The sequence below is a fragment of the Psychromonas aquimarina ATCC BAA-1526 genome (genome assembly GCF_000428725.1).
Classification (GTDB): Bacteria; Pseudomonadota; Gammaproteobacteria; order Enterobacterales; family Psychromonadaceae; genus Psychromonas; species Psychromonas aquimarina.
Window position 1 is genome coordinate 1 of record NZ_AUAM01000049.1, and the last position, 25,815, is coordinate 25,815.

The 25,815-nt window shown below is 43.9% G+C and carries 22 protein-coding genes and 1 pseudogene; 14 read left to right on the forward strand and 9 right to left on the reverse strand.

Annotated features, from left to right (window positions below; genetic code table 11):
- Positions 1-259 (reverse strand): transposase (locus tag G337_RS26410; RefSeq protein WP_211235816.1); only part of this gene is annotated, 259 nt, incomplete at its 3' end.
- 45 nt (positions 260-304) lie between these two features.
- Between G337_RS26410 and G337_RS0116130 the strand changes: the two genes are divergently transcribed.
- Positions 305-625, forward strand: a complete 321-nt coding sequence (locus G337_RS0116130; RefSeq protein WP_028864819.1) for a hypothetical protein — start codon at positions 305-307, stop codon at positions 623-625.
- A 102-nt stretch (positions 626-727) separates the two neighbouring features.
- On the opposite strand, the gene G337_RS0116135 is transcribed toward G337_RS0116130, so the two are convergent.
- The gene (locus G337_RS0116135) at positions 728-1,090 is read right to left on the reverse strand and encodes a hypothetical protein (protein ID WP_028864820.1); all 363 of its coding nucleotides are present in this window, start codon (positions 1,088-1,090) and stop codon (positions 728-730) included.
- Between the two features lie 66 nt (positions 1,091-1,156).
- Entirely contained in the window at positions 1,157-1,435 is a 279-nt protein-coding gene (gene ppiC / locus G337_RS0116140) for a peptidylprolyl isomerase PpiC (RefSeq protein ID WP_028864821.1), read from the reverse strand.
- A gap of 513 nt (positions 1,436-1,948) precedes the next feature.
- Between ppiC and G337_RS0116145 the strand changes: the two genes are divergently transcribed.
- Entirely contained in the window at positions 1,949-2,911 is a 963-nt protein-coding gene (locus G337_RS0116145) for a YeiH family protein (protein WP_051303308.1), read from the forward strand.
- 423 nt (positions 2,912-3,334) lie between these two features.
- Positions 3,335-4,441, forward strand: coding sequence for an erythrose-4-phosphate dehydrogenase (gene epd, locus G337_RS0116155; protein WP_028864823.1), 1,107 nt, complete (start codon positions 3,335-3,337; stop codon positions 4,439-4,441).
- Here the strand turns inward: epd and G337_RS0116160 are convergent.
- The gene (locus G337_RS0116160; RefSeq protein WP_028864824.1) at positions 4,388-5,311 is read right to left on the reverse strand and encodes a LysR family transcriptional regulator; all 924 of its coding nucleotides are present in this window, start codon (positions 5,309-5,311) and stop codon (positions 4,388-4,390) included. The two genes, epd and G337_RS0116160, sit on opposite strands and share 54 nt — an antisense overlap.
- A 101-nt stretch (positions 5,312-5,412) precedes the next feature.
- Between G337_RS0116160 and chrA the strand changes: the two genes are divergently transcribed.
- The 6 genes from chrA (at position 5,413) to G337_RS0116190 (ending at position 12,138) form a co-directional block, all read left to right on the forward strand.
- Complete coding sequence (chrA, locus tag G337_RS0116165; protein ID WP_028864825.1) at positions 5,413-6,567, forward strand: chromate efflux transporter; 1,155 nt, start codon at positions 5,413-5,415, stop codon at positions 6,565-6,567.
- A 376-nt stretch (positions 6,568-6,943) separates the two neighbouring features.
- The gene (locus tag G337_RS0116170; protein ID WP_051303310.1) at positions 6,944-9,391 is read left to right on the forward strand and encodes a DmsA/YnfE/YnfF family dimethyl sulfoxide reductase; all 2,448 of its coding nucleotides are present in this window, start codon (positions 6,944-6,946) and stop codon (positions 9,389-9,391) included.
- 10 nt (positions 9,392-9,401) lie between these two features.
- On the forward strand, positions 9,402-10,016 hold the full coding sequence (locus G337_RS0116175) for a DMSO/selenate family reductase complex B subunit (protein WP_028864827.1): 615 nt from the start codon (positions 9,402-9,404) through the stop codon (positions 10,014-10,016).
- Position 10,017: 1 nt separating this feature from the next.
- Positions 10,018-10,860, forward strand: a complete 843-nt coding sequence (locus G337_RS0116180; RefSeq protein ID WP_028864828.1) for a dimethyl sulfoxide reductase anchor subunit family protein — start codon at positions 10,018-10,020, stop codon at positions 10,858-10,860.
- A gap of 139 nt (positions 10,861-10,999) precedes the next feature.
- Entirely contained in the window at positions 11,000-11,584 is a 585-nt protein-coding gene (gene dmsD, locus G337_RS0116185) for a Tat proofreading chaperone DmsD (protein ID WP_028864829.1), read from the forward strand.
- Entirely contained in the window at positions 11,584-12,138 is a 555-nt protein-coding gene (locus G337_RS0116190; protein ID WP_028864830.1) for a ferredoxin-type protein NapF, read from the forward strand. The genes dmsD and G337_RS0116190 overlap by 1 nt, the downstream gene beginning before the upstream one ends.
- Before the next feature lie 111 nt (positions 12,139-12,249).
- Here G337_RS0116190 and G337_RS0116195 read toward each other — a convergent pair whose 3' ends face one another.
- Positions 12,250-14,898, reverse strand: a complete 2,649-nt coding sequence (locus tag G337_RS0116195; protein WP_028864831.1) for a beta-N-acetylhexosaminidase — start codon at positions 14,896-14,898, stop codon at positions 12,250-12,252.
- A 679-nt stretch (positions 14,899-15,577) separates the two neighbouring features.
- Here G337_RS0116195 and ppdK point away from each other — a divergent pair.
- A complete protein-coding gene (gene ppdK / locus G337_RS0116200; RefSeq protein WP_028864832.1) occupies positions 15,578-18,238 on the forward strand; it encodes a pyruvate, phosphate dikinase in 2,661 nt (886 codons plus the stop codon).
- 359 nt (positions 18,239-18,597) lie between these two features.
- Entirely contained in the window at positions 18,598-19,344 is a 747-nt protein-coding gene (locus tag G337_RS0116205) for a phosphatase (RefSeq protein ID WP_028864833.1), read from the forward strand.
- Between the two features lie 225 nt (positions 19,345-19,569).
- On the opposite strand, the gene G337_RS0116210 is transcribed toward G337_RS0116205, so the two are convergent.
- Complete coding sequence (locus G337_RS0116210; protein WP_028864834.1) at positions 19,570-20,334, reverse strand: type 2 periplasmic-binding domain-containing protein; 765 nt, start codon at positions 20,332-20,334, stop codon at positions 19,570-19,572.
- Between the two features lie 237 nt (positions 20,335-20,571).
- Between G337_RS0116210 and G337_RS0116215 the strand changes: the two genes are divergently transcribed.
- Positions 20,572-21,492 carry a type IV pili methyl-accepting chemotaxis transducer N-terminal domain-containing protein gene (locus tag G337_RS0116215; RefSeq protein ID WP_028864835.1) on the forward strand — a complete coding sequence of 307 codons (921 nt, stop codon included), beginning with the start codon at positions 20,572-20,574 and terminating at the stop codon, positions 21,490-21,492.
- A gap of 61 nt (positions 21,493-21,553) precedes the next feature.
- On the forward strand, positions 21,554-23,230 hold the full coding sequence (locus G337_RS27810; protein ID WP_051303313.1) for a methyl-accepting chemotaxis protein: 1,677 nt from the start codon (positions 21,554-21,556) through the stop codon (positions 23,228-23,230).
- Positions 23,231-23,236: 6 nt separating this feature from the next.
- Here the strand turns inward: G337_RS27810 and G337_RS0116225 are convergent, their stop codons facing one another.
- On the reverse strand, positions 23,237-23,722 hold the full coding sequence (locus G337_RS0116225; protein ID WP_028864836.1) for a MarR family winged helix-turn-helix transcriptional regulator: 486 nt from the start codon (positions 23,720-23,722) through the stop codon (positions 23,237-23,239).
- A 96-nt stretch (positions 23,723-23,818) separates the two neighbouring features.
- On the opposite strand from G337_RS0116225, the gene G337_RS0116230 reads away from it, so the two are divergent.
- Positions 23,819-25,078 carry a multidrug effflux MFS transporter gene (locus tag G337_RS0116230; protein WP_028864837.1) on the forward strand — a complete coding sequence of 420 codons (1,260 nt, stop codon included), beginning with the start codon at positions 23,819-23,821 and terminating at the stop codon, positions 25,076-25,078.
- Positions 25,079-25,158: 80 nt separating this feature from the next.
- Here G337_RS0116230 and G337_RS26425 read toward each other — a convergent pair whose 3' ends face one another.
- Positions 25,159-25,587 (reverse strand): Lcl domain-containing protein, encoded by a 429-nt coding sequence (locus G337_RS26425; protein WP_281170213.1) that lies wholly within the window; start codon positions 25,585-25,587, stop codon positions 25,159-25,161.
- 9 nt (positions 25,588-25,596) lie between these two features.
- Positions 25,597-25,815, reverse strand: a pseudogene (locus G337_RS29075) (IS4 family transposase); the annotation flags it as partial.

Below are 25,815 nucleotides of genomic sequence, written 5' to 3' on the forward strand. Positions count from 1 at the left end.
GTTGAGGTTCAAAACTACCACTACGATCTCTAGGAGTATTAAGCTCAAAGCTCCCAACAGCTGACTTTACAGTTTTAGTGCTAGAGCCATTTTTCCGATTAGGCTGTTGGTCGTTATCCAGGTGTTGTTCGATCTCGGCTTGAAGTGCTGCTTCGGTTAACTGCTTGATAAGAGATGTGAGTACACCGTCTTTACCGTTAAGGTTCTTGCCTGCTTGAAGATCTTTAACTGCATCGTTAAAGTTAAATTTATTTGTCATGTGTCATTCCTGTTTTAATCTATTTTACTGAAATGACACAGATTTTTGAACACTACCGTAACTCGTGGTAAAACGTTAGCTCATGCTAATCATAACACATCAAAACATTATGATTTTATTAACGATGCATTTGGTTCTCATTCATTAGCTCGTCAAGCTGCTGCAGAAAAGTTCTTAGAAACTGCTACAATTGATACGACTAAAGCTGAAGCAACTGATTTTGCAAGAACAAAACCTCTTTGGAAAGGTCGAGGTGAAATGATGGGTACTGTTACAAGCACTCATTTTACAACCGATGGTGAAAAAATCGATATATATATCACTACAGATTCTGATCATAAAGAAGTTCATATCAAAAACTACTAATTAAAAACGGACGACTTCGGTCGTCCATTTTGCCTGCAATACACACCATAACAACATGTTGTAGATTTACGTTGGCTGGAATAGGGTCATTAACAGATGAACTCAATTATTGCCCTTTTCATATTTGTCTTTACCTGGGTGCATTTTAAAGTATTTTTCTACAGTAAGTGCTTTATCACATATTGGCGAGTCCCAAAATAATCCCATCTGCATGTTACCGTTAGCATATATGTGAGTTTCACCATAGCCGTCATATAATCGGCTGCATGTTTCGGCTTCTTTACCCTGCTCATTAATGCACTTATCAATTTCAATTGCTTTAAGCGGCTCGATTTTTTGTGTACGAAACACTTTGCACTCAGCCATTAACGTTTCAGCCTGTGCTCGGGAAATAGATTCTGCCTGCGCATATTGAGAGACAGATAATGTCAAAATCGATACAAAAGCTAATGTCAGTTTCTGCATTTTAAATCCTTAATAAATATTTCTACTGAATAACATACTCGAGCACACGGCACTAATAAACTAGTATCAAGTACGATACAGTACTTTAATAACATGCCAGCCGAATTTAGTTTTCACTAATAGCGGCGTTAATATTTCACCAGTAAAGACAGCTTTATCAAATGCCGGCACCATCTGCCCTTTCTTAAACTCACCTAAATCACCGCCTTTTTTACCCGACGGACAGGTTGAGTATTTCTTTGCTAACGACTGAAACTTCGCACCTTTCTTGAGCTGCTGGATAATGTCATCTGCTTGTTCTTTATGCTTTACCAATATATGCAAAGCTGCTGCTGTTCTTGCCATACCTACCTCATGTTTTATAACTGAAGCGATTGTAACACAACAAAACCAGCCTCCATATTTTAGCGGCAATGAATTTAATACACAGATTTCAGGTGTTTCATTTTTGTACTCTATCGCGCTTTTCAAATCTGTAATGATGAAGCTTGAAGCTGTAGATTTTATACGGCAGAAAATGCGAACAACTGATTCGTGCAATCGCAGCCTGCAGCTTGCATATTCGAAAATATACAGCGCGGTATACTCATTAAGCATATTTTGTTTCGCTAATTTATATAAAATACTTAATCCAGTATAATAATCAGCTTTAAATTTTATTAACAAGGCTGTTATCTAACTTGTACTTTCACCCGTTAGTTTCTCAAAACTGCTTAAACATAAAATCCTATTGACTATATTGCGTATTATAACCGGCAAGCGTGTTAACTTAAACTTAACGCGCCGTTAATTACGTTCGAATATACTAAACAAAGATAAAGACACAAAATACCCTCTCTTCCAATATCGAGGTTCGTTATGCTGACCAATATAAAAAAAATTAAATTAGTTAAACAAGCATCTAAAAAAGATGTGGTGTTTATTGCCGTCGCCGTGCTTTGCTTGTCACCGGTTATTTCATCTCCTATTGCTTTAATACTCGGCTTTTTTCTGGCAACACTTGGTCTGGTTCCCAGGCAAATAAACTTAAATGCACTTACTAAGAAACTGCTGGCTTATTCCATTGTTGGTTTAGGGTTTGGTATCAACTTAGAGCAGGCAATGGATGCCAGTAAAGGTAATATGGGGCTGATTATAACTTCAATTTTCAGCACGCTGTTTTTCGGCTGGCTGTTAACTAAAATGATGGGCATTGAATCAAAAACCGGGCACTTAATCGCTTCGGGCACCGCTATCTGCGGCGGCAGCGCTATTGCGGCCGTAGCTCCTGCCATTAATGCGAAGGAGGATCACACCTCTCATGCCCTGGCGACCGTTTTTATCCTTAATTCTGTGGCGTTATTTGTATTTCCCTTAATCGGCCACCTGCTGAATATGAGTCAGCATGCCTTTGGGGTATGGAGTGCTATTGCTATTCATGACACGTCATCGGTTGTTGGTGCGGCTTCAGCTTACGGTAATGAATCTTTACAAATTGCCACAACCTTAAAACTCGCCCGCGCATTATGGATCATTCCAATTGCTTTTCTTAGTGCGTTAATGTTTAAAGGCGACAGTAAAAAAATTACCATTCCCCTGTTTATTGTCTTTTACTGCGTCGCGATTGTTATCGCGCATTATCTGCCGCAGTTTTCCGGGCTTTATCAGGAGGTATTCAGCGCCTCAAAACGTTTATTAGTATTATGTTTATTTTTAATCGGCTCAGGTATTACCCTTAAGAAAGTCAGAGCTGCAGGGTTCAAACCGCTTCTGTTAGGCATAATCCTATGGGTGATCATAGGGACGAGCTCATTAGCTTATATCCAGGTGTTTATGCCTTAAAAACACCTATAACATAAACTAAACGGGAGAGCTTTCCCGTTTTTATTTTCTAAGGCCTAAGGTAACTCTTAAGGCCTTTTTAACAAGCCTGAATGGCCTTTATTGCTGTATAAATGAAACAGCAGCAGTGAAAATGCAGATAAATCAAACAGCGCAGAAATAATCCCGCTGGTAAACAATGACAAAAGTATACTCAGTAAAACTGCCGCAATAATTAACTTGTCAGCAAGCATAATAAATCCCTCTGTTTTGTAACCTGCCGTTATTATCACCCGAGCGCCCTTAGTTACTAAATACCGTAATCTTCTAACTCATAACTATTGTGCACCTTCGCATAAACATTATTGTGCCTGAATATTGCTTATGGCAAATTTTATTCTACAATGGCATTCATTTTTATTATTAAGTGGTTACCCCTCAATTATGTCAATTAAAATTGCTATTAACGGTTACGGACGAATCGGACGCAGTGTCGTGCGCGCATTATATGAAAGTAACCGCCAGGATGAGATCAAGATTGTTGTTATTAATGAACCTGCAGAGCCGCAGGCCATTGCCCACTTAACCCAGTATGACTCGACCCATGGACGTTTTCCTTTTCCGGTAGAGCTGGTTGATAACCAGTTACAGATTGAAGATGACCGTATTCACTTAGTTCAATTTACTGAGCTCAAAGATCTGCCCTGGAAAGAGCATGATATTGATATTGTGCTTGACTGTACCGGTATTTACGGCAGCCGCAGTGATGCGCAGGCGCATCTCGGTGCCGGAGCAAAAAAAGTTATCTTTTCCCATCCCGCTGACTCCGACGTTGATGCAACTGTAGTCTACGGTGTTAACCATCAGCAGCTGAGCGGCGACGAAACATTTATTTCCGGTGCATCCTGTACAACTAACTGTATGGTACCGGTAATAGATGCATTGGACGCAGCCTTTGATATTAAGTGCGGCACCATCACCACTATCCATTCAGCAATGAATGATCAGCCGGTAATCGACTCTTACCATTCGGATCTGCGCCGTACCCGTGCAGCCAGTCAGTCTATTATTCCGGTAGATACAAAATTAGCCGCCGGTATTGAACGCATATTACCTAAATTTGCCGATAAATTTGAAGCCATTGCGGTGCGCGTACCAACTATTAATGTGACAGCGATGGATCTGAGCATTACCGTCAGCAAAAGCGTCACTATCGATGATATCAACCACTGTCTGCAGCAGGCTTCAAAAAATAAACTACAGGGAATTCTCGGTTATACAGAAGCACCGCTGGTGTCCATCGATTTTAATCATGATCCGCGCTCCTGCATTATTGACGGCACGCAGACCCGCGTCAGCGACGGTCATTTAGTAAAACTGCTAGTCTGGTGTGATAACGAGTGGGGCTTTGCCAACCGTCTGCTTGATACCAGCGAGTACATCTCAGCCCTGGCTGATGCAAATTGCCAGGACTTAAAAAAACGGCAGGAGGCACTTTTATCTAAACAGCTGCGCACTAACCGCTCTGCTGACAAGATCCCGCAGCCATAAGCTTCTTGAATGCCGGTCATTACGTCTCTGCCATAACATTTCGATATCAAAGTCAGGGACCTCTACCGGTGCCTGACCGTACTGCAGTTCATTAGAAAACAGATCCATTTTCGCCATTAATTCCGGCACCACGCACAGTAGTTTTCTGCCGCGGATAAGATGACGCAGGGTTAAAAAACTGCGGCAGGTAACACTTACCCGGCGCTGCAGACCTAACTGCGCCAGCTGCGAGTCAACCTGACTGCTTAGCTGCCCTCCCGGATTTGCCAGCGCATGGGGAACGCTGAGATAGTCATCCATGGAGATCGGCACACTAATACCGGTTGCCTGATGATCAAACAGGCAGACATGACGCTCAGTATAAAGAAACTTCCGGCTGAAGTTTTTATCCTGCTCTGTGATACTGCCTAGCATCAGATCCAGCTTATGCTCATCAAACACCTGCTGATAGTTGCCCTTATCAACATGATAAAAACAAATCTGACTGTTAGGTGCCAGGCCGCTAAGCGCGTCAAATAAAAGCGGCGCAAACAGCAGTTCAGCATAATCTGTTAAACCGATTTTAAAGGTGCCGGCAAAGGTTGACGGCTCAAACTCCTGTACAGACAAAACCTCCGTGGAAATCTGATTCAAAATACGGCTGATTACCGGATCCAGCTCCAGCGCTTTTTTACTCGGCACCATAAGATGTCCCTGCCGGGAAAACAGCGGATCATCTAATAAACTGCGCAGCCGTGACAAACTGTGACTCATAGCAGACTGCCCTACCGCCAGTTTATCAGCTGCTTTAGTCACACTTCTCTGTTCCATTAACGTAGTAAAAGCCACCAGCAGATTTAAGTCAACGGCACGCCAATTAATTTCATTCATAGTTACAACCAAAACAATCAATTTGAATCATTATATGTTTTTAATTATCTTCATGGCATCAATTTAATTCAATTAATTTTAGTTTTTTAGGAAATGCACTTATGCTAGATATCTTCATTAAATTCTTTATGCTCGGCTGGGTCAGTTTCGGCGGTCCCGCAGCCCATCTTGGTTATTTCAGAAATGCCTTTGTGGAAAAACACAAATGGCTGAGTGATGAAAAATACGGACAATTTGTTGCGCTCAGTCAGTTTCTTCCCGGCCCGGGATCCAGTCAGGTGGGTTTTTCCATCGGTTATCACAAAGGCGGTTTAGGCGGTGCAGCGGCCGCCTTCCTCGGTTTTACCCTGCCCTCTGTAATGCTTATGCTGATAATTGCAGCCCTCAGCCACTCTTTAACTGAAAACAGTTTGTTTATCGGCGCCGTACACGGCTTAAAACTGCTGGCCGTTATTGTTGTTGCAGATGCGGCCTGGGGCATGTTTAATAATTTCTGTAAACAGAAAATTAGTATCGCGTTATGTGTATTTACTGCTCTGGTGCTGTTAGTGTTTCCCTCTATCGGCTCACAGATTGCCGTGCTGACCGCAGCCGCTGTTATCGGCAGAAAATTCTTAGCCAATGATAATCAGAGCAGACCGTCTTTCAGTATCAAAAAAGACTTAAACTGGCCGCCGCTGCTGATTTTCATGACCCTGTTAACCGGCTTACCGACTCTTGCTCATTATTCAACGCAAATTGAGCTGTTTTCTGATTTCTTCCAGGCGGGAAGCCTGGTATTCGGTGGCGGACATGTTGTACTGCCGTTATTAGAAAGTCTGGTGGGAGATCAGCTAACACAGGACAGCTTCTTAACAGGTTATGCGGCCGCTCAGGCGGTTCCCGGTCCGATGTTCACTTTTGCTACTTTTCTCGGTTTTGAACTGCTGCCGCTTAACCCGATATGGGGCGCATTACTGGCCACGATTGCGGTGTTCTTACCCGGGTTTCTTCTGATATTAGTAGTTCTGAAACACTGGCGCCAGCTGGCTGCGGTTCCGGCGGTCAGCGGTGCAATGAACGGGGTTAACGCGGCTGTTGTTGGTCTTCTTCTCTCTGCACTTTATCAGCCGGTATTTGCCAGTGCGGTGATTAACAGTGTCGACATGGCGTTAGTTATCTTAGGTCTATATCTACTTAAAAGTCTGCGTTTACCTATCGTTGCTATGGTCGCTTTGTACCTTAGTGCGGGTATGATACTGAGCATGATCAGTTAGCGATCAACAGCAAATCACAAAATAATCACGCACAAACACAGTGAAAATTGATGTTTTCACTGTGTTTTGTTTTTCTATAACCTGCACTCTCAAACACCACTTCTCATTTTCGTTAATCAGCGCAAAACCTGCATTAAATACCTATATATGATTAACCAAAAATACTATAAACCGTCAGTGGATGAAGCTAATTATAGTCATATACTTATGATTTAATTGTATTAATTAAATTCTCCTTACTTATAAACCCTATTTTATGTCTGGTTTATGAATGATGTGATTACATTATTGATATGGAACAATATTCTTTATGGAAAAAGATCAATACTGCGGATGAAACAATATATCCAACCTATATGAACGAGAATATTATTTTATGAAAATCAACTTAAAATCACTGTTAAATCCGCAGATTGACCGGCGCGGTTTTCTCAAATCCAGTGCACTGTTTAGCGGTGCAGCTGCCGTTACAGCAGGACTGACCCTGCCTTTTAAAACAACTAAAGTGCAGGCTTCTACTCTGGCAGAATCTGCAGATAAAGAAAAAGTAGTGTGGAGCGCCTGTACAGTTAACTGCGGCAGCCGCTGCCCGTTAAAAATGCATGTTGAAAACGGCGAAATAAAATGGGTCGATACCGATAACAGCGGCGACGACAATTACGGCGAACATCAGGTGCGTGCATGCTTACGCGGCCGTTCCATGCGCCGCAGAGTTTACAACCCGGACCGCTTAAAATATCCAATGAAACGAATCGGTAAACGCGGTGAAGGTAAATTCAAACGAATCAGCTGGGATGAAGCTTTCACTGATATCGCCGCTGATATTACCCGTATTAAAAAAGAATACGGTAATGAAGCTATCTATCTTAATTACGGTACAGGTACCCTTGGCGGTACAGTGACAAAATCATGGCCTCCCGGCGGCAGTTTACTTGCTCGTTTAATGAATTTAAGCGGCGGCTATCTCAATCATTACGGCGATTATTCTTCTGCGCAGATTGCTGCCGGCTTAAGTCATACCTACGGCGGCTGGGCGAACAATAACTCCCCGTCGGATCTTGAGAACAGTAAACTGATTGTTCAATTTGGTAATAATCCGGCAGAAACACGTATGTCCGGCGGCGGCGTAATTCATCACTTTATGGAAGGTAAAGCAAAATCAAACGCCCGCTTAATCGTGGTTGATCCGCGCTATACCGATACCGCAGGCGGGCGCGAAGATCAGTGGATTCCAATTCGTCCGGGAACAGATACTGCTTTTATTGCGGCCATGGCACATGTGATGATCACAGAGAATCTGGTGGATCAGCCCTTCCTGGATAAATACTGTGTCGGTTACGATGAAAAAACCTTACCGAAATCAGCACCGGCCAAAAGCGACTATAAATCTTACATCTTAGGTTCAGGTGAAGACGCTGTAGAAAAAACACCAGAATGGGCATCTAAGATTACCGGGATCCCGGCTGATATCATTATAAAAGCAGCACGAGAAATAGGCTCAACTAAACCCTGTGCCGTTATTCAAGGCTGGGGTATTCAGCGTACTGCCAACGGGGAAATTGCCTCTCGTGCAGTTGCCATGCTCTCTTTACTAACGGGTAATGTCGGCATTAACGGCGGCGGCAGCGGCGCTCGTGAAGGCGGATCCAGCATTCCTTTTGTGCGTTTCCCGACTTTACAGAATCCAGTAGAAGCTTCTATTCCAATGTTCCTATGGACCGATGCGATTGTTCGCGGTCCGGAAATGACCGCAGTCAAAGACGGTATACGCGGTAAAGACAAACTGGATGTGCCGATTAAGTTTATCTGGAACTACGCCGGTAACTGCATTATTAACCAGCACTCGGACATCAACCGTACCCACGATATTCTGCAGGATGAAAAAGCCTGTGAAATGATTGTGGTTATTGATAACCATATGACTTCATCAGCAAAATACGCCGATATTATTCTGCCCGATTTAACTACCTCAGAGCAGTCTGATTTCTGTATGGATGCCTCCGCAGGCAATATGCCCTACTTTATCTTTGCTTCGCAGGTTATCAAACCACAGTTTGAAGCAAAGAGTATTTATGATATCTGTACCGGACTTGCTGAAAAATTAGGGGTAAAAGAAGCCTTTACCGAGGGGCGGGATCAGGAAGGCTGGCTGCGTCATCTTTATCAGCTGACCCGCGCTCAAGATCCAAGCCTGCCTGAGTTCGAGGCAATGCGTAAACAAGGCATCTACAAACGTAAAGTGAAAGATCATTTTGTTGCTTATCAGGACTTCCGTAACAATCCTAAGGCTAATCCGCTGTCTACGCCGTCGGGTAAAATTGAAATTTACTCTGAAAAACTGGCTGAATTAGCAGAAACCTGGGATTTAGCCGAGGATGAAGTGATTCATCCGCTGCCGGTTTACGCACCAACCTTCGAAGGCTGGGAAGATTCAAAACAGGGGAACTATCCTCTGCAGTTAACCGGCTTCCATTATAAATCGCGTACCCATTCAACCTACGGCAATGTCAGCCTGCTTCAAGATGCAGCACCGCAGGAGATGTGGATCAATCCCATGGATGCACAAGGCCGCGGTATTAATAACGGCGACTTAATTCGTATTTTTAATGACCGTGGTGAACTGCATATTGCCGCAAAAGTAACCCCGCGTATTTTACCCGGTGTAGTGGCTTTAGGTGAAGGCGCCTGGTATGCACCGGACGGACAAAAAATAGATCACGGCGGGTGCATTAATGTACTCACAACACAACGCCCTAGCCCTCTGGCTAAAGGTAATCCGCAGCATACCAACCTGGTTGATGTGCAGCTTGTTAACAAAGTATAAGGGTTAACTAATGAAGCAATACGGCTTTTATATCGATTCAAGCAAATGCACCGGCTGCAAAACATGCCAGTTATCATGTAAAGACAACAAAGACTTAGATATTGGTGTCAACTTCCGCCGCGTTTATGAATACGCAGGCGGCGACTGGTTAAAAGAAGGCGAAATTTATCGTCAGAGTGTCTATTCATACTATTTATCAATAGCCTGTAATCACTGCGATCAGCCTGCCTGTACCAAGGTCTGTCCGTCAGGCGCCATGCACAAACGTGAAGACGGTTTTGTAGTTGTCGATGAAAAAACCTGCATCGGCTGTAAATACTGCTCCATGGCCTGCCCCTACGGTGCGCCGCAGTACAATGAAGAAAAAGGACATATGACAAAATGTGACGGCTGCTTTGAGCGCGTAGAACAGGGTATGCAGCCTGTCTGTGTCGGCTCCTGCCCGCTACGGGCGCTGGAGTTTGGTCCTATTGCACAGCTGCGCGAGAAATACGGCACAAATGCCGATGTGGCACCGCTGCCGTCATCATTAACAACAAAACCGAATATTGTTATTAAACAGAATCGTAATGCACGTCCGACTGATGATCAAAGCGGGCACTTAGCGAATCCAAAGGAGGTATAATATGGCTTGGCATGAATGGCCGTTAATGTTATTTACGGTATTAGCACAAACATCAGTGGGATCTTTTTTAGTACTGGGCGGTCTGCTGTTAAGCGGTCAGTTATCTTTAAATGAAGAAAACCGGCTGCATAAGGCGATGTTCTTTCTATGGGCTTTGATGGGGCTGGGTTTTATGGCCTCAACAGCTCACCTTGGCAGTCCTCTGCGTGCTATGAATGCACTTAATCAGGTGGGCAGCTCATGGCTTTCAAATGAAATATTTTTCGGCAGCCTTTTCTTTGCCGCCGGCGGATTTTACTGGCTGCTGTCAATGCTCAATAAAGGCACACCGCAAGTACGAAAAATGCTTTTAGCCGCGGCGATGCTGATTGGCATAGTCTTTATGTATGCCATGATTAAAGTGTATTTAATCGATACTGTACCGACCTGGAACAACATCTTTACACCGTTTGGTTTTATCTTAACCATGCTGCTGTCGGGATTGTTATTTGCACAGCTTCTGCTGACAGGCGCTCAGTCTAAACAGGCAGGACACAAGTTACTGCCTGTTGCCGGCGCCATCGCTGCAGTAGTCAGTTTAGTGGTAACTGTTCTGCAGATGACTGACCTTAGCAGCATTAACTCAGCAGTCACTGCAGCAGCCGGCATTATCGACAACATGCAGCAGCTGCAGCTTATTCGCGGCGCTTTAATGCTGGCGGCTCTAGCTTTGTGGTTTAAACCTCTTATTACTTCAGATAAACCGACAACGTTACTACTTGCACCGGCTTTTGTTTTAATGTTTGTTTCTGAGTTTATTGCCCGCGGTATATTTTACGGCCTGCATATGACAACAGGAATGTAAGTTAGCAAAGAGACGAGCAGAAGTGATTACAATTAAACTGTTTTCACTTCTGCAGCTTTACCTATGCCCCTAATTAACTCGAAATTTACTGTGCTCGTACCACCAGCGAGCTATTCAACTTTATGTTAGAGAACCAACTATGCACAATATTGCTATTACAGCGCGCTTATTAGGCAGCTTTTTTTACTTCCCTATGACCAGTGACTATAACCAGCTGCTGTTAAAAGAACTCCGGGAAAGTGAAGATCTGTCTGAAAGTCCGTTTTGTGATTTTATAAAGCACTACCAAAACACTTCTCAAGAGATGCTATACAGCGATTATCAGAGTTTATTTGAAGGCTGCGATAATATGCCGGCACCGCCCTGGGGTTCGGTCTATTTAGATCGGGAGAAAGTCATTTTCGGTGATTCTACTCTGCGTTTACGAAGCTTTCTGGCGCTGCATCAGATTGAAGTAGATACCGGTATGCGCGAGCCCGAAGATCAGTTTGGCTTATCATTATTTGCAGCCGCCCATCTTATTGAAAAACAGCAAAACCTTGATGCGGCCGCCGTTTTATTTGCCGAGCATCTCCTGCCCTGGGCTTTCCACTATTTAGACTGTTTTATAAAACACGCACAAACAGACGTTTATAAAACCTTAGCTGCAATATGCAGAGACTGGTTAAAAGCTTTGAAACAGGCCATGCATATCGAAACTATACACTATCAGCTGTATTCCTGATGCCTGACCGTGACGAACGCTATTACCGCGCTTATTTACAGCATCACTCGGTCAGCCGGCGCGGCTTATTCAGAGGTATCTTTTCGGGTTTTAAAAAGGCCTCCGAAAATGAGCAGATAAAAGAGCTGTACAGAGAAAGTCCAAGACCGCCTGGAGCGGTTGAGGAAGCGCTTTTTGTGCAGTTATGTCAGTCATGTGATCTGTGTAAAAGCGCCTGTCCTGAGCATGTTATCGAAATATCTCAGAGTCGCCCGGTTATCAATCTTGATTACAATCACTGCTCGCAGTGCGCTTTGTGCAGTGACATCTGTCCTTCCGGCGCATTAGCATCAGAGAATAAAGATATCGGACTGCGCCCGTTTTTTCAGAAAAACTGTATTAATAGTATTTCGGGAAACTGTCAGACTTGTGCCGACTCCTGTCCGCAGCAGGCGATAACAGTGCAGCAGAAAAAACGCCCTGAAGTAGATAATAACAGATGCGACGGATGCGGCAGATGCCGTTCCGCCTGTTATATCGGCTCTATAGAAATGCAGTTTAAATATAGCGGTTAATCGATGTGCGCTTTTGCCAGTCACAAAATAACATCTAAATGTAAACTGCTGTAAACAAAAAAGCCGATAATTAATTATCGGCTTAATAGCGGTATTAATTGTTAAAGAAAGTTATTTAACAGTTGTTACTCGACTGCTTCGCTCACCCGATGCAGACACAGTGCGGACTGCAACTTCTCCTGAAACAGACGGTTTAGCCGTTTCTGAGTAGTTGATCCATGTTTTACCGGCATCCGTAGAGTACTGCAGTGTTACACCCGGGAACTGTGAATTCATATGCAGCGTAGAAGCACTGATTTTTGCTCCCGGAACCGGCAGACGATAATCAACACCGGCTTTCTCAAGCTTGGCTAATTCACGCTGGCCCATAATGTTAGCAAAACGCTGCCAGTCAGCATCAAGCTGCGCCTGATCCACATAATCTGATTCTAAAGAGTATTTTTTACCGACTTTATAATCATTTTCCCAGTCAGCTCTGTGCCATGCACGCTCAGCAGCGGCCAGTACTCGCGGAAATACCATATACTCGTACTGTTCATCATTACGCACAGTTTCACTCCAAAGCTGCGCCGACAAACCGTAGAATGGTTTGCTTTCTTTTATTTTACCTTCACCGGTAAAGCCGTTACCGTCACGATCGACTGATGTTTCAGCGTTCTGCGGTAAGTTTTCCGGAGCAAAAGCAAACATTTTACGTGTATCCGTTGCACGTGTTGCCCAGTAATAACCGCGCTCTTTCGGATCAACTTCATAGGGGAAATCCATATACACATAATCCGGGTTAGAGATGATCACATCGTAACCTTTTTCTGAGAACTCATAAGCAGATGCATCACCGCCCCAGTATAGGGTATCCCAGAAGTTTACCCGTGTTGTCTCAGTCGCAAATGATTTTGAATCTTCTGAGTGTTTCAGACCGTCCTGCCATGCCTGGAAGTTGGCAATATCATGTTGTGCCACAATTTTTGAGACTTTTTCAGCAAAGTAACTTGGAAGATGTTCATAATCAGGTACAACTTCACTGTCAATAACGGCTTTACACAAAGGTGATTTTGCAAAAGGCGCATCTTGTTTCGCAAGATCTAAATCCCCTTTCCAGGCAATTTTCTTCTCTTCATTAATATCCTGGAAACCGGCGCCCAGCTTAATGTTTTTAGCTTCATCACCACCGAAGTGCCATGTGCTCAGAGGCATGCCGGCTTCATTATGCATAGCTGCAATTTCACCGATTACTTTATCAACAAAACGCGAAGAGGATTCCATACAAGGGTTAATAAAGCTTTGCTTATCGTAGAATTGTACCGTAGTAACATTAGAGGTATCCTGCGGATCCATCAGACGGTATTCATTTGCACCGGCAAGATCGCCTTCTTCTGATAAACGTTTGAATCTGGCTTCCATGGAAACCACTGCAGCTCTGGCGTGAGCCGGCATATCCAGCTCCGGAATCACTTCAATATTACGGTTTTTTGCGTAGTTAAGAATTTCAATATAATCAGCTTTAGAGAAGAAACCTGAGCCGAAATTATCACTGTCTGCACCAGATCCTAACTGTGGTAATAAACAGCTGGTTTCTGATTCATCAAAGCAGCGGTTACTGCCCACATCGGTTAGTTCCGGTAAGCCGGGAATTTCAATTCTCCAGCCTTCATCGTCACTAAGGTGCAGGTGCAGTTTATTCATTTTATAAGCGGCCATCTGCTCCAGCGTTGCAATAACGGCTTCCTTAGAATGGAAATTACGTGCAACATCCACCATTACCCCGCGGTATTCAAAACGCGGCGCATCTTCGATGGTCAGTGCCGGAATAACAGCATTATCAAGGCTGACTAATGAAAACAGTGACTGCATGGCATAAAAAGCACCCGCCTGGTCAAAAGCGCTGATTTGAGTTTTATCTGCAGAAACATCCAGTTTGTACTGACCGGAAACCGCATCTTTAGCAAACTGCTCTGGAGCAACAACAATATTAACATCGTAACTGCCGGTTGTTGAAAGACCTAATAATGAAGCACGCTGTTTAACGGCTTCAAGCTGACCGGCATCAATCGTGTCACTGACAATATTCAGGCCCGCAGACAGATCGGCACTGCCGTTTTTAAGCACTGTTTTCTGCGGTGTCGGCATTACCTGCTGACTGATATCCTGCTGTTTAACATCTGCATTTTTGTCAAAACGGCTGTTCGCATCTGCCACAATATTATTATCACCCGCGGTACGTTTTAATAATTCGCCCTGCAGACCTGAAACATAGCTGCCGGTATCTTCGGTATCTAGAGAGACGATACTGCGCGGCTGAGCATCTGGTGCGGTAACAAAAGCCCCCGGGAAGAAATCGGTTTCAAATAACTGCCAGTATTCACCGGTAATAGGAATAATTACTTCTTCACCGGCGGCAAAACCGTCAAACTTATCCGTCGGCTCTAATTTATGCAGATCACCGGTAATACGCGTAATTTTAAACTGCTCATTATCTACAGCTAAAATTAAACGCACACTATGAAAATAGATAGACCAGTCTTTTGCTGTAACGGCGTCGCCGCTGTTGGTTAATGTCATATTAACTGAATTACATGAAGCCCATTCCGCTTCAAGACCTTTACAGTCAACCCCGTCAGCAGCAGCTGTATTGCTTAATACTGTGTAGTTAATATCTAAATTATCAGCTAACTGATTAACACTTTTTTGCGAATCATTGATTGTTGAACATGCAGATAGAGATGCGATCATCGATACTGCAATAAGTGATTTTTTAAACATGCGGCTTCCTTACTTAACTTGTTGTTTGAAAGCTTATTTGAATTCAATTTTCCTTTTTTCGCAAGTCAAATTAAGGCTTATTAGAGCAAGATCACGTAAATAGCGCTAACTGCAGTTTTTTACATTTATATGTCATTTTTTATTACGCCAGCCACAAAAACAACACCAAAGAGGTAGTTTGTTTTATTTTTAATAATTTTCAGTCATATATTTGTCTTAAAAAACCTTATGCCTCTTTGAAAACAGACACAACTCCTTTGCTTTATTTACACCGTGAAATATTCAAAAGTAATAATTTGCGTTTGAGAATTTTTATCAAGTATTTTAAATAGTTGCTGGAATAAAAATTGAACACTTATTAACCATAAATTTTGCGTTTTCGCTAATAAGACACATACTGGAAATAGAATTAATTGACAATGGTTGTTAACAGTCATTTTTTAGAAATAAAAGAGTAATTTAACAACTGCAGCAGGCAGTTTATGAACAAGAAACCGCCTTAAAATAATTTTATTTTTGACGGGTAAAATGATTCAAATTTCAGACAGGTTTATTCAAGAATTAAAACACGGCTCAGTGCACAGAACTCAACATCTGTTTTCTGAACTAACGGCGGCTGGAAATTCAATCCATTTAACCCTCTTTTTTGTTTTCAGAAATACGCAGAGGAGTAATACAGATGACTAAATACGTTTATTCATTTGGTGAAGGTCGAGCAGATGGTGATATTTCACTACGTGACCTGCTCGGGGGAAAAGGAGCAAATTTAGCAGAAATGAGCGCCATCGGTTTACCGGTTCCTCCTGGATTCACTCTGACAACGGCGGTGTGCCGAGAGTTTTATGACGGCGGCGGCAGTTATCCCGAAGAGCTGTCAGAGCAGTTCAGCACTGCTCTGCAAAGTCTGGAAAGACAGATGGATAAAGGATTTGGCGATCCGAGCAATCCTCTGTTAGTTTCGGTACGTTCCGGCGCGCCTAGCTCAATGCCCGGCATGATGGATACAGTGCTTAATATCGGCCTGAACGATCAGACCATTCAGGGCATTATCAACCAGAGCGGTGATCCGCGTTTTGCTTATGACTCCTATCGGCGCTTTATTCAGATGTACGCCAATGTTGTAATGGGGCTCGATGGTGACATTTTTGAAAAACTGCTGGTAGAAAAAAAACGTTGTAAAGGTGTAGAGCAGGATAACCAGTTAAGTGCTGAAGATCTAAAGCTGCTGGCTGAGGAATTCAAAAACAGTTATCAGCAGGCTCTCGGCAGTCAGTTCCCTGAAGATCCGCATCAGCAGCTCTGGGGGGCTGTCAGCGCAGTATTCGGCTCATGGATGAATCAGCGCGCGGTAACCTATCGACGTTTAAACAATATCCCTTCCCATTGGGGAACTGCAGTTAATGTACAGGCGATGGTATTCGGAAATATGGGTAATGACTGCGCTACCGGCGTTGCATTTACCCGCGATCCCTCTACGGGGGAGAATTATTTTTTCGGGGAATACCTGGTCAATGCTCAGGGTGAGGATGTAGTTGCCGGGATCCGCACACCGCAGCCTCTTAATAAGGCCAAATATAAAGACGACGATCTGCCGGCAATGGAAGATGTCTTACCCGGGTGTTACCGGCAGTTAGTGGAGATCCGCAATACGCTGGAAAATCATTATCGAGAGATGCAGGATATCGAGTTCACTATAGAAAACGGTAAGCTGTATATGCTCCAGACTCGTACTGGTAAAAGAACCGCTCATGCGGCTATTAGAATTGCAGTGGAAATGGTGTCTGATAATCTGATCAGTGAGCGCGAAGCTGTACTGCGGGTTAAGCCTGAACAGCTCGAGCAGCTGCTGCACCCTTCTATCGATCCTGCGGCTGAAAAAAATATTATCGCTAAAGGCCTTCCGGCCTCACCTGGTGCCTGCAGCGGTAAGGTAGTATTTAATGCCGATGAAGCAGAAGAGATGAACCGTCTGAAACACAGGGTTATCTTAGTTAGGGTTGAAACCAGTCCCGACGACATCCATGGTATGAATGCGGCCCAGGGAATTCTTACCGCCCGCGGAGGCATGACCTCACATGCGGCTGTTGTTGCCCGCGGTATGGGAAAATGCTGCGTTGCCGGCTGCAGTGATCTGAAAATAGATTACGAAAAACAGTTACTTATTACAAAATCCGGACATACCATTAGACGCGGCGATATCATTACGCTTGACGGCAGCGCCGGTGAAGTCATGCTCGGGGATATGCCTAAAGTACAGGCATCGGTCAGCGGAGACTTCGGCACGCTGATGAACTGGGCCGATAAGTACCGCATTATGAAAGTAAGAAGCAATGCAGATACTCCCCATGATGCCAGAGTTTCCAGAGAGTTTGGTGCCGAGGGTATCGGACTCTGCCGCACCGAACATATGTTCTTTGAAGGGGATCGGATTCAGGCTGTACGTGAAATGATCCTGTCTGCGGACCTCGCCGGCCGTCAGAAAGCGCTACAGAAAATAATGCCGATGCAGAAAGGTGATTTTATCGGCCTGTTCCGTGAGATGAAAGGACTGCCGGTTACCATTCGTCTGCTGGATCCGCCGCTGCACGAATTTTTACCGCAGAGTGATAATGATATTGCCGATCTCGCACATGCTGCTGGAATTGCCTTTTCAAAAGTAAAAGAGCGTGTCGAAGAACTGCATGAGTTCAATCCAATGCTTGGGCATCGCGGCTGCCGGCTGGGCATTACCTATCCCGAAGTCTACGATATGCAGGTCCGCGCTATTATGGAAGCTGCATGTGAGCTGGTTAAAAATGAAGGTTATGAAATTGCGCCGGAGATTATGATCCCACTGGTTGCTCATGTTAGCGAATTAAAGGTTCTGCGTAAAAATGCAGTCCGCGTTGTTGAACAGGTGCTCGCCGACTACGCAGTGACAGTTAATTACCAGATAGGCACCATGATTGAACTGCCGCGGGCGGCATTAATGGCTGATCAGATTGCAATGCAGGCCGACTTCTTTTCATTCGGAACCAATGATCTGACCCAGACCACCTACGGCTTATCTCGAGATGATGCCGGCGGCTTTCTGCCCTCTTATATCGACAGCGGCATATTTGCAGATGATCCCTTTGTTAAGCTGGACCAGGAAGGAGTTGGTCAACTGGTTAAAATTGCCGCGGATAAGGGACGTCAGACAATACCCGGCTTAAAGGTTGGTATCTGCGGAGAGCATGGCGGCGAGCCCTCAAGCGTTGCATTCTGTCACCGCATAGGACTTGATTATGTATCCTGCTCCCCATACCGGGTCCCCATTGCGCGGCTTGCGGCGGCCCACGCAGCCCTGCAGGACGAGTAAACTGGAGTCAGTAAGCTTGAATATGCATAAATCATAAACCCCGGCTGTATATTTCTCCGGGGTTTTAATTATCAGCTCATTTTTCTGCCTGCAGGAAGCACTTTATACAATACAAATGCTAAAAGTTATGCCTGCTCTATTTCAAAATCAATTAACACAGTATAAAGTAAATTATCTTCCGGATGTTCTAAACACAGCCGTCACTGCCTCGAAATAAAAATACAGACTAACGGCAAAACCATAATCACAGTTCGAGGCAGAGCATTTTACACAATATGGATTTCGAGCTGTCACTTAGAAGAAGATTTTTACATTCACCAGACTCTCCGGGTTTTCAATTAATTATTACACGAGGTTTTATGAAATTTGACGTAGATACCCACACTCATACCTATGCCAGCGGCCATGCCTACAGCACCCTGCTGGAAAATGCTCATGCGGCTAAAGAAAACGGCCTGCTGATGTTCTGCACTACCGATCACTCACAGTCTATGCCCGGTGCTCCTCATTACTGGTTTTTTGCTAACCAGAAAATACTGCCGAGATTTCTTAATGATGTGGCAGTGATCCGCGGCGTTGAAACGAATATTTTAAATATTAAGGGTGAAATAGACATCCCCTTAGAAACTGATTCTCATCTTGACTGGGTCATTGCCAGCCTGCATGAACCAGTATTCGGCCCGGATGATAAAGCGGCACATACACAGGCGCTGATTAACGTCATTAAAGGCGGACGTATTGATGCGCTTGGACACCTGGGCAATCCTAACTTTGACTTCGATTACCGCGCTGTGATTGAATGCGCCAAAGAATTTAATGTCGCTATTGAAATTAACAACAGTTCACTTAAAGGCGCAAGCCGTATCGGCAGCGCCAGCCGCTGTTTTGAAATTGCCTGTATTGCACGGGATGTCGGCGCTTATATAACCACGGGAACAGACGCACATTTCTGCCAGCAGATAGGCCGGTTAGAATTAGTCAGTGATCTGCTGGATAAAGTAGGAATGCCTCCTGAACAGGTAATTACCCATACAGCAAAACAATTCTTAGCATTTCTGCAGTTAAGAAATAAACCCTTTATTGAAGAATATAGTGAACTGTATTAATACCAAATCCACTAATTTTTTATTCATTTATGCTGGTTAAAATGAATGCTAACTTCGTTATTGATTTTGTAATTAGAACAACTAGTTACTGCAATCAATGCCTTGCTTTCATTAATTTTTCCTACGCCTAAATAGACCACCTAATTAATGGAATTGGTATAACAAATGATGTTAAGCACAAATACCCTTTTGTGCTTAACATCAGGATAAAAAACGTTAAACGACCTAAGGTTCAGAATCCTCACTCATATAAAACTGATATAAGCGTTGCCCGTGCTCCCTGCGCACGTCTGCTAATAACTCCCAGAACTGCCCGGCTGCAGTCGGATGTTTATGTACAAACTCTTTAGATAATACAATGTACCAGTCTTTAACCAGAAACGGCTTCTCCAGTGTGGTTAACGCAGAATTCAAACCATGGCGCTGAATAATTTTTTTTCCGATAGAGTCCTCCACTACATAGGCATCTAAACGCTGCCGCGCCACTAACTGCAGGCCTTTAACGGCTTCCATATTTAATGCAATTAATGAGGGCATCAAAGCAAGCCGTTCGGACACCACATAACCCAATGGTGAAGCAACCTGTATTTCAGACTGATTAAATTGAACACCATTCCACTGCAGAGTACTCTCTTTATGTACAAAAACCGGATAATTAACCTTCCATAAAGCTTTAGAGTTATCCAGGAGTCCGTCTGCAGTTTTTGGATAAGCAAACATCTGGTCCCGTTTCGCAGTATAAATAACTGCAAAGGCACCATCGAATATCCCTAATTCTACTTCTCTTAAACAGCGTTTCCAGGGACGGCTGACCAGTTTAATATGCAGATCACTTTGTTCATTCATTAACTTGATAAACTGATAAAATACCCCGTTCTGCTGGTCCAGCTCCATAAACGGCGGATAATCCACTTTCTCAACACACAATGCCAGCGGCTGCGCACTGCTCACTGCAGAGATCATTAATAATATAAACACTAGATATTTCATCGCAATTTCCTGTCACCACATGCGTCCATTAATATTGAGTATAGGCACATGGATTATTAAAACGTCAAAATCTTCTAAGAAAAATTACAACAGACACACCTGTTTACTTTAATCCGGCGTGACCACTGCAACATATTTGATATAAAAACCAGGGTGACCATGAATCTTAGTTCCCCCTCAACTAATCTTTATCAAATGTTTAATCTATTCATAACATTTTGTTTTAGGAGAGAATAAATGCATATCGCCAATACTAAAATACTTTTAACAAACCCGGTCATGATTATTTGTTTTTTACTGTTTTCACTGCCTGCCGTAACAAGCGCCTATGCGGCTGAGGGACCGACATCCGCCGAATACGGCGTTGTTCTTAATCTTTCCGGAAAACAGCGCATGCTGACTCAGAAAATGTCCAAAGAAATTTTATTAATTGCATTGAATGAAAATAAAGCAGCCAATCTTGTTAATCTTGAAAACACATCCACTTTATTTGATAAGACCCTGAAGGGATTACGAGACGGAAGCAGTGAACTACGTTTACCGCCAACCAGCAGCAGCCGCATTTTACGCCAGCTCGATAAAATAGATAAAATCTGGGCGGGTTTTTATCCTATAGTAAAAGATATTATCGATGCTGACAGCGCTAATAAAGAACAAGTTGCACTGATTGCCCTGAATAATCTGCCGCTGCTCAAGCAGATGAATAAAGCGGTGGGACTTTATGAAAAAGATGCAAAAAAAGGCGGACTTAAAGCAGCTCCGGGTCTAGCGGCTACCATCAACCTTGCAGGCAAACAGCGCATGTTAACCCAGAAAATGAGTAAAGAATTTCTATTAGTAGCCTATGGTCATAATGTTGAAGACAACAAACTAAGCCTTCTGGAAACTTACTCTTTATTTGAAAACACCTTAAAAGGGCTAAAAGACGGTGATGACAATTTAGGCTTACCGGGCACCAAACCGCAGCATATTAGAGAGCAGCTGGATGTTGTTAACGGCTTATGGGTAAATTTCAAACCTATTGTGGCCTCCGCAGCGGATTACAAAACCACAAAAATAAGTGCCGATAAGATAACTGAATTAGCTGAAACCAATTTGCCGCTGTTAAAAGAGATGAATAAAGCGGTCGGCATGTATGAAAAAGAATCAGGTAAATAAGCCGGCGCATACAAGATCAGAGGCTTATTCAGACAGGTATTAATATTGTAAGGAGGTTATTTTGACTATCCGTATCAAGTTACTCGGCGGCGGCATAACTATCTGCCTGTTATTAGCAGCGGTGTTGATTTTAACCGTATACTCTTTTAATAACCTGACCGGCGGCTTTTCTGAGATTGTGAGCAAATCAGTAACAGGTGTGCAGAACTCACAAAAATCTGAAAGCGAAATTGTTAATGCCAATAAAAACTTGTCTGATATTTCATCTCAAATGCTCCAGTTAGTTGATAATATTAATAATACTAATATGAACATCAAAGTACTGGAGAGAAAAATAAAACAAGTTTCGACAACTTTAAATGAGTTAAGCGAAGAAGTCAGCGAAGTTGCCGAAGAGATCCCCGAGGGACTTGGCAAAGATACCATAGAAGATGTCACCGATGCTGTTGGTGATATTGAAGAGATAATGCGTCGTGAAGCCCTGCTTAGTGTCAGTAAAGTTGTCACAAAAATGAGTGATTTTACCAGCAGCATTAACCGCCAGGTTAAAGGTATTAACCAGCTTTCAGCTGATTTAGAGAATATTAATAAGTTAAGTGCCGAAGTACTGGCCGCAAATACCAACATTCAAAGCACATCATCTGATTTTGAAGAGCAGATCAGCCTGTCTAAAAATGCCATTGTTGTTGTATTAGTACTAGCGATTATTATCTGTTTTGTCGGCGCCGTAATTTTAATTCATACTATTACCACCCCGTTAAAACATGTGTCCGTCGCACTTCAGGATATTGCGCAGGGTGAAGGCAATCTGACGCAGCGTCTCAATTTAACCAGTAAAGATGAAATCGGTCTGTTAGCTGATTCATTTGATCTGTTTATTGAAAAAATTCATCATATAGTAATAAAAACTAAACAGGTAGCTTCCAGTTTACAAGGTGCGGCGGCCGACGTAGATAAATTATCAGCACGCTCTTCCCAGAGCATTGATTCGGAAAAAAATCAGCTGCAGCAGCTGGTAACTTCAATGACGCAGATGTCGGAGAATTCCAGAAATGTGGCTCAGAATATTGAACAAGCCTCTACAGCGGCCCGGCAGGCGAATGTTGACGCTGAATCAGGCTCTAATGTTGTTCAGCAGACCATCCAGGTAATTGAGGAATTAAATGAAAATGTTGAACAGGTCAACCAGGCAATGTCACGATTAGCAAGCGACAGCCAGGAGATCGGCACTGTACTGGAAGTGATAGAAAGTATTGCCGAGCAGACTAACCTGCTGGCGTTAAACGCGGCAATTGAAGCGGCCAGAGCTGGAGAGCAGGGACGCGGTTTTGCAGTTGTTGCTGATGAGGTTAGAACCTTAGCGGCACGAACACAGCAGTCAACTTTAGAAAGCAAGTCAAAAATTGAAGAGCTGCAGAACGCGACCACCAGAGCCGTTGATGCAATGACGCTAAGTAAAAATAAAACCCTGCAGGGTGTTGAGCAGGCTTCTCAAGCCGGTCAAAGCATCAGCACCATGCGGAGCAGTATTCAAATAATTTCAGATATGAACAACCAGGTCGCCTCAGCGGCTGAACTGCAGACCGCTGTTGCCGATGAAATAGACCAGAATCTTAACAGTATCAGCAGTTCTGTTGAAAATACCACGGAAATTGCAGGTGACTTTTTACAGTCAGCAAATCAGTTAGTTGCAATGTCTGAAGAGCTGCAGGAACTTATCGGCCAATTTAAAGTTTAACGCGGATTATTCATACGGCAGCAGAATACGTTCTAATAATGAATTTAACTGCTGCTGCTCATCTTTATTTAATACTTCTAATATACGCTGTTCATGCAGGTGCAGTTCCGGCAGCATTCTCTCCACCAGTGTTTTCCCCTGCGTTGTCAACTGCACTAATTTACTGCGTTTATCTTCTGGATTATCCAGGCGTTCTATCAGATCGATCCGGCTTAAGCGCCCCAGCACTTTAGTCAGCCCGCCGGAACTGAACAGCATCGACTGATACAGTGCGGTCGGAGAGAGACAGTGAGGAGCAGGACTGCGCCGTAAAGTACACAGCACCCCGAAGTCAGCTCTCTGCAGATTATAATTTTCGACATGCTTTTGAGCGCTATTTTGAAAAATATCGCTGACTCTCAGCAGCCGCAATAAGGCTGGAGAGGTAGATGAAGCACATTCAGGCCAGTTCAGCGCCCCCGCTTCAAGAATCTGCTTAATACTGTTATTCAATGTGAGCTTCCTGCGAAAAATTATATTGACAATATATCTTGCCAGAAAGGTAAAGTCCATATAATATCTTTCTGGAAAGATAAATAAGAGGTATTAATGACAACACAATCCATAACAGAAGAAATTACAATAAAAACAACAAATGAAGCAGACAGCACTTTAGCGGCTAAGACTATTTCTAAAACCTTGATCCTCACTTTAGCAGCGGTTTTTGCCATCTCCCCCTTTGCTATCGACAGTTACCTGCCCGCTATGCCGAGCATGGCAGCTGCGATGCAGGTTGATATCTCAATGGTATCCGTTACCGTCAGCTTATACATACTGGGCATGGCCGTCGGGCAGCTGATCGGCGGCCCTTTATCGGACCGCAGAGGACGGCGTTTTGTTATGATGCTCGGCCTGCTTATTTTTGCGGCCGGCAGTGTTCTGCTGACCACCAGCAGTTCAATCGAAACTCTCTGGCTGTGGCGCTTTATCCAAGCGGCAGGCGGCGGTATGGCGGTAGTCGGCGTTCCTGCAATCATTCGTGATATCAGCAGCGGAAAAGAATCCGCTAAGCTTTTTTCATTGATTGCACTGATTATGATGATTGCCCCCTCCATCGCACCAACCGTGGGTACATTGATCCTCTCCATGTCCGGCTGGCAGTGGATCTTCTATTTTCTGGCTGTCATTGCCGTGATTGTAATTGCTCTGGTAATGTTGTTTATTCCAACACTCTCAGAACGGACCAAAAAAACACTCAGTACAACTCAACCCGACTCTAAGAGTTCTGGTTTACGTTCGGTTTTCAGACAAAAAAATGCCCTGGGTTTTATGTTCGCTCAAGCTTTTGCCTATTCGGTTATGATGACCTTTTTAACCAATGCTTCAATGATTTATATGGAAATATTCGGGGTAAGCGCTGCGCATTTCTCAATGCTGTTTATCGCTAATATCTGCGGCCTGGTAATCATTAACCGCCTTAATACTCTGCTGCTGCGCTGGTATGAACCCGCGACGCTGCTGAAATGTTTTCTACTGCTGCAGGTCGGCGGCGGACTGATTTTAATAGCCTCAGTTTTTATTGCCCCGGATCTGCTGTATTTTGCGGTGGCAGGTTTTGTGATCAGCATTGCGGCCAACGGCGGCATTATGGCCAATGCCAGTGCCTGTTTTCTTAAGTACTATGCTTTTAATGCCGGCTCTGCATCTGCCGTACTGGGTGCAATGCAGTATGCAGTCGGAGCGGCAGTCAGTGCATTTGCAGCGGTTATCAGCTCCGGAAAAATGCTGCCCGTGGTACTGGTAATGCTGCTGTCATCTGCCGCGGCTCTGGTCAGTGCCGTGAGTGCAGATAAGAAAAGCCGCAACTGATGCAATTCAGCAGAGCGCCGCTAATATAATCGACGCTCTGCTGTTAGATCAAAAAAGCAGTTTTTACTGTCACGTTTCACCTATATCGTGATATTACGTACACACCTTACTTTATTATCCAGGCGTAAAATATCTCCCTGCGGTCCCTTGCTATAAAAGATTCCATTAACTCCGCTAACGGTTTGCGCACCTGGCTCATCGGCAACATTAGACTTGCTGTTACTGCGCTGTGCTCCTGCTCCATGAACATCCATAACCGTGCTGTTCATATAACCCAGCGCACGTCCGAATGAAACGTAAGCGGCACTGCGCCCTTCACCGTTATTATCAACATGTGTAGTTGAAGTCCAGTAATACCCCCAGTCGGTTACTCCTTCTTCATTAACAAACGAGGTTGCATTAAACAGCGGATCCACAGCTGCACTGCTGCTGGTATCCGGTGAACGGCTGTAGTCTAAAACAGTGTGCAGTTCTTTCGCATTGGGTAAACGCCAGTCTTCATAAGCAATGCCGTTCGGTTAAGCAATTTTAGGCTTATATCTTAACGGGTACCTTGATGGTATATAAAGCACTGAACGTGGAAACGTTCGGTGTTTTCTTTTTTTAGGCAAGATAAAATGCTTAACATCTTCGCGCATAAGCTGTAATTTTTTCGGAATTGTGCCGTTACCTGAGAGTGCATATCCGCGGATCTGCATATCTATAATGCAAATAGCTGATGTAAAGCTAACTCGGGT

What these genes read in the sequence shown, in the direction of transcription:
- G337_RS0116135 (WP_028864820.1), bottom strand. Translation starts at nt 1,090, where the DNA reads ATGCAGAAACTGACATTAGCTTTTGTATCGATTTTGACATTATCTGTC.
- ppiC (WP_028864821.1), bottom strand. Translation starts at nt 1,435, where the DNA reads ATGGCAAGAACAGCAGCAGCTTTGCATATATTGGTAAAGCATAAAGAA.
- G337_RS0116145 (WP_051303308.1), top strand. Translation starts at nt 1,949, where the DNA reads ATGCTGACCAATATAAAAAAAATTAAATTAGTTAAACAAGCATCTAAA.
- epd (WP_028864823.1), top strand. Translation starts at nt 3,335, where the DNA reads ATGTCAATTAAAATTGCTATTAACGGTTACGGACGAATCGGACGCAGT.
- G337_RS0116160 (WP_028864824.1), bottom strand. Translation starts at nt 5,311, where the DNA reads ATGAATGAAATTAATTGGCGTGCCGTTGACTTAAATCTGCTGGTGGCT.
- chrA (WP_028864825.1), top strand. Translation starts at nt 5,413, where the DNA reads ATGCTAGATATCTTCATTAAATTCTTTATGCTCGGCTGGGTCAGTTTC.
- G337_RS0116170 (WP_051303310.1), top strand. Translation starts at nt 6,944, where the DNA reads ATGAAAATCAACTTAAAATCACTGTTAAATCCGCAGATTGACCGGCGC.
- G337_RS0116175 (WP_028864827.1), top strand. Translation starts at nt 9,402, where the DNA reads ATGAAGCAATACGGCTTTTATATCGATTCAAGCAAATGCACCGGCTGC.
- G337_RS0116180 (WP_028864828.1), top strand. Translation starts at nt 10,018, where the DNA reads ATGGCTTGGCATGAATGGCCGTTAATGTTATTTACGGTATTAGCACAA.
- dmsD (WP_028864829.1), top strand. Translation starts at nt 11,000, where the DNA reads ATGCACAATATTGCTATTACAGCGCGCTTATTAGGCAGCTTTTTTTAC.
- G337_RS0116190 (WP_028864830.1), top strand. Translation starts at nt 11,584, where the DNA reads ATGCCTGACCGTGACGAACGCTATTACCGCGCTTATTTACAGCATCAC.
- G337_RS0116195 (WP_028864831.1), bottom strand. Translation starts at nt 14,898, where the DNA reads ATGTTTAAAAAATCACTTATTGCAGTATCGATGATCGCATCTCTATCT.
- ppdK (WP_028864832.1), top strand. Translation starts at nt 15,578, where the DNA reads ATGACTAAATACGTTTATTCATTTGGTGAAGGTCGAGCAGATGGTGAT.
- G337_RS0116205 (WP_028864833.1), top strand. Translation starts at nt 18,598, where the DNA reads ATGAAATTTGACGTAGATACCCACACTCATACCTATGCCAGCGGCCAT.
- G337_RS0116210 (WP_028864834.1), bottom strand. Translation starts at nt 20,334, where the DNA reads ATGAAATATCTAGTGTTTATATTATTAATGATCTCTGCAGTGAGCAGT.
- G337_RS0116215 (WP_028864835.1), top strand. Translation starts at nt 20,572, where the DNA reads ATGCATATCGCCAATACTAAAATACTTTTAACAAACCCGGTCATGATT.
- G337_RS0116230 (WP_028864837.1), top strand. Translation starts at nt 23,819, where the DNA reads ATGACAACACAATCCATAACAGAAGAAATTACAATAAAAACAACAAAT.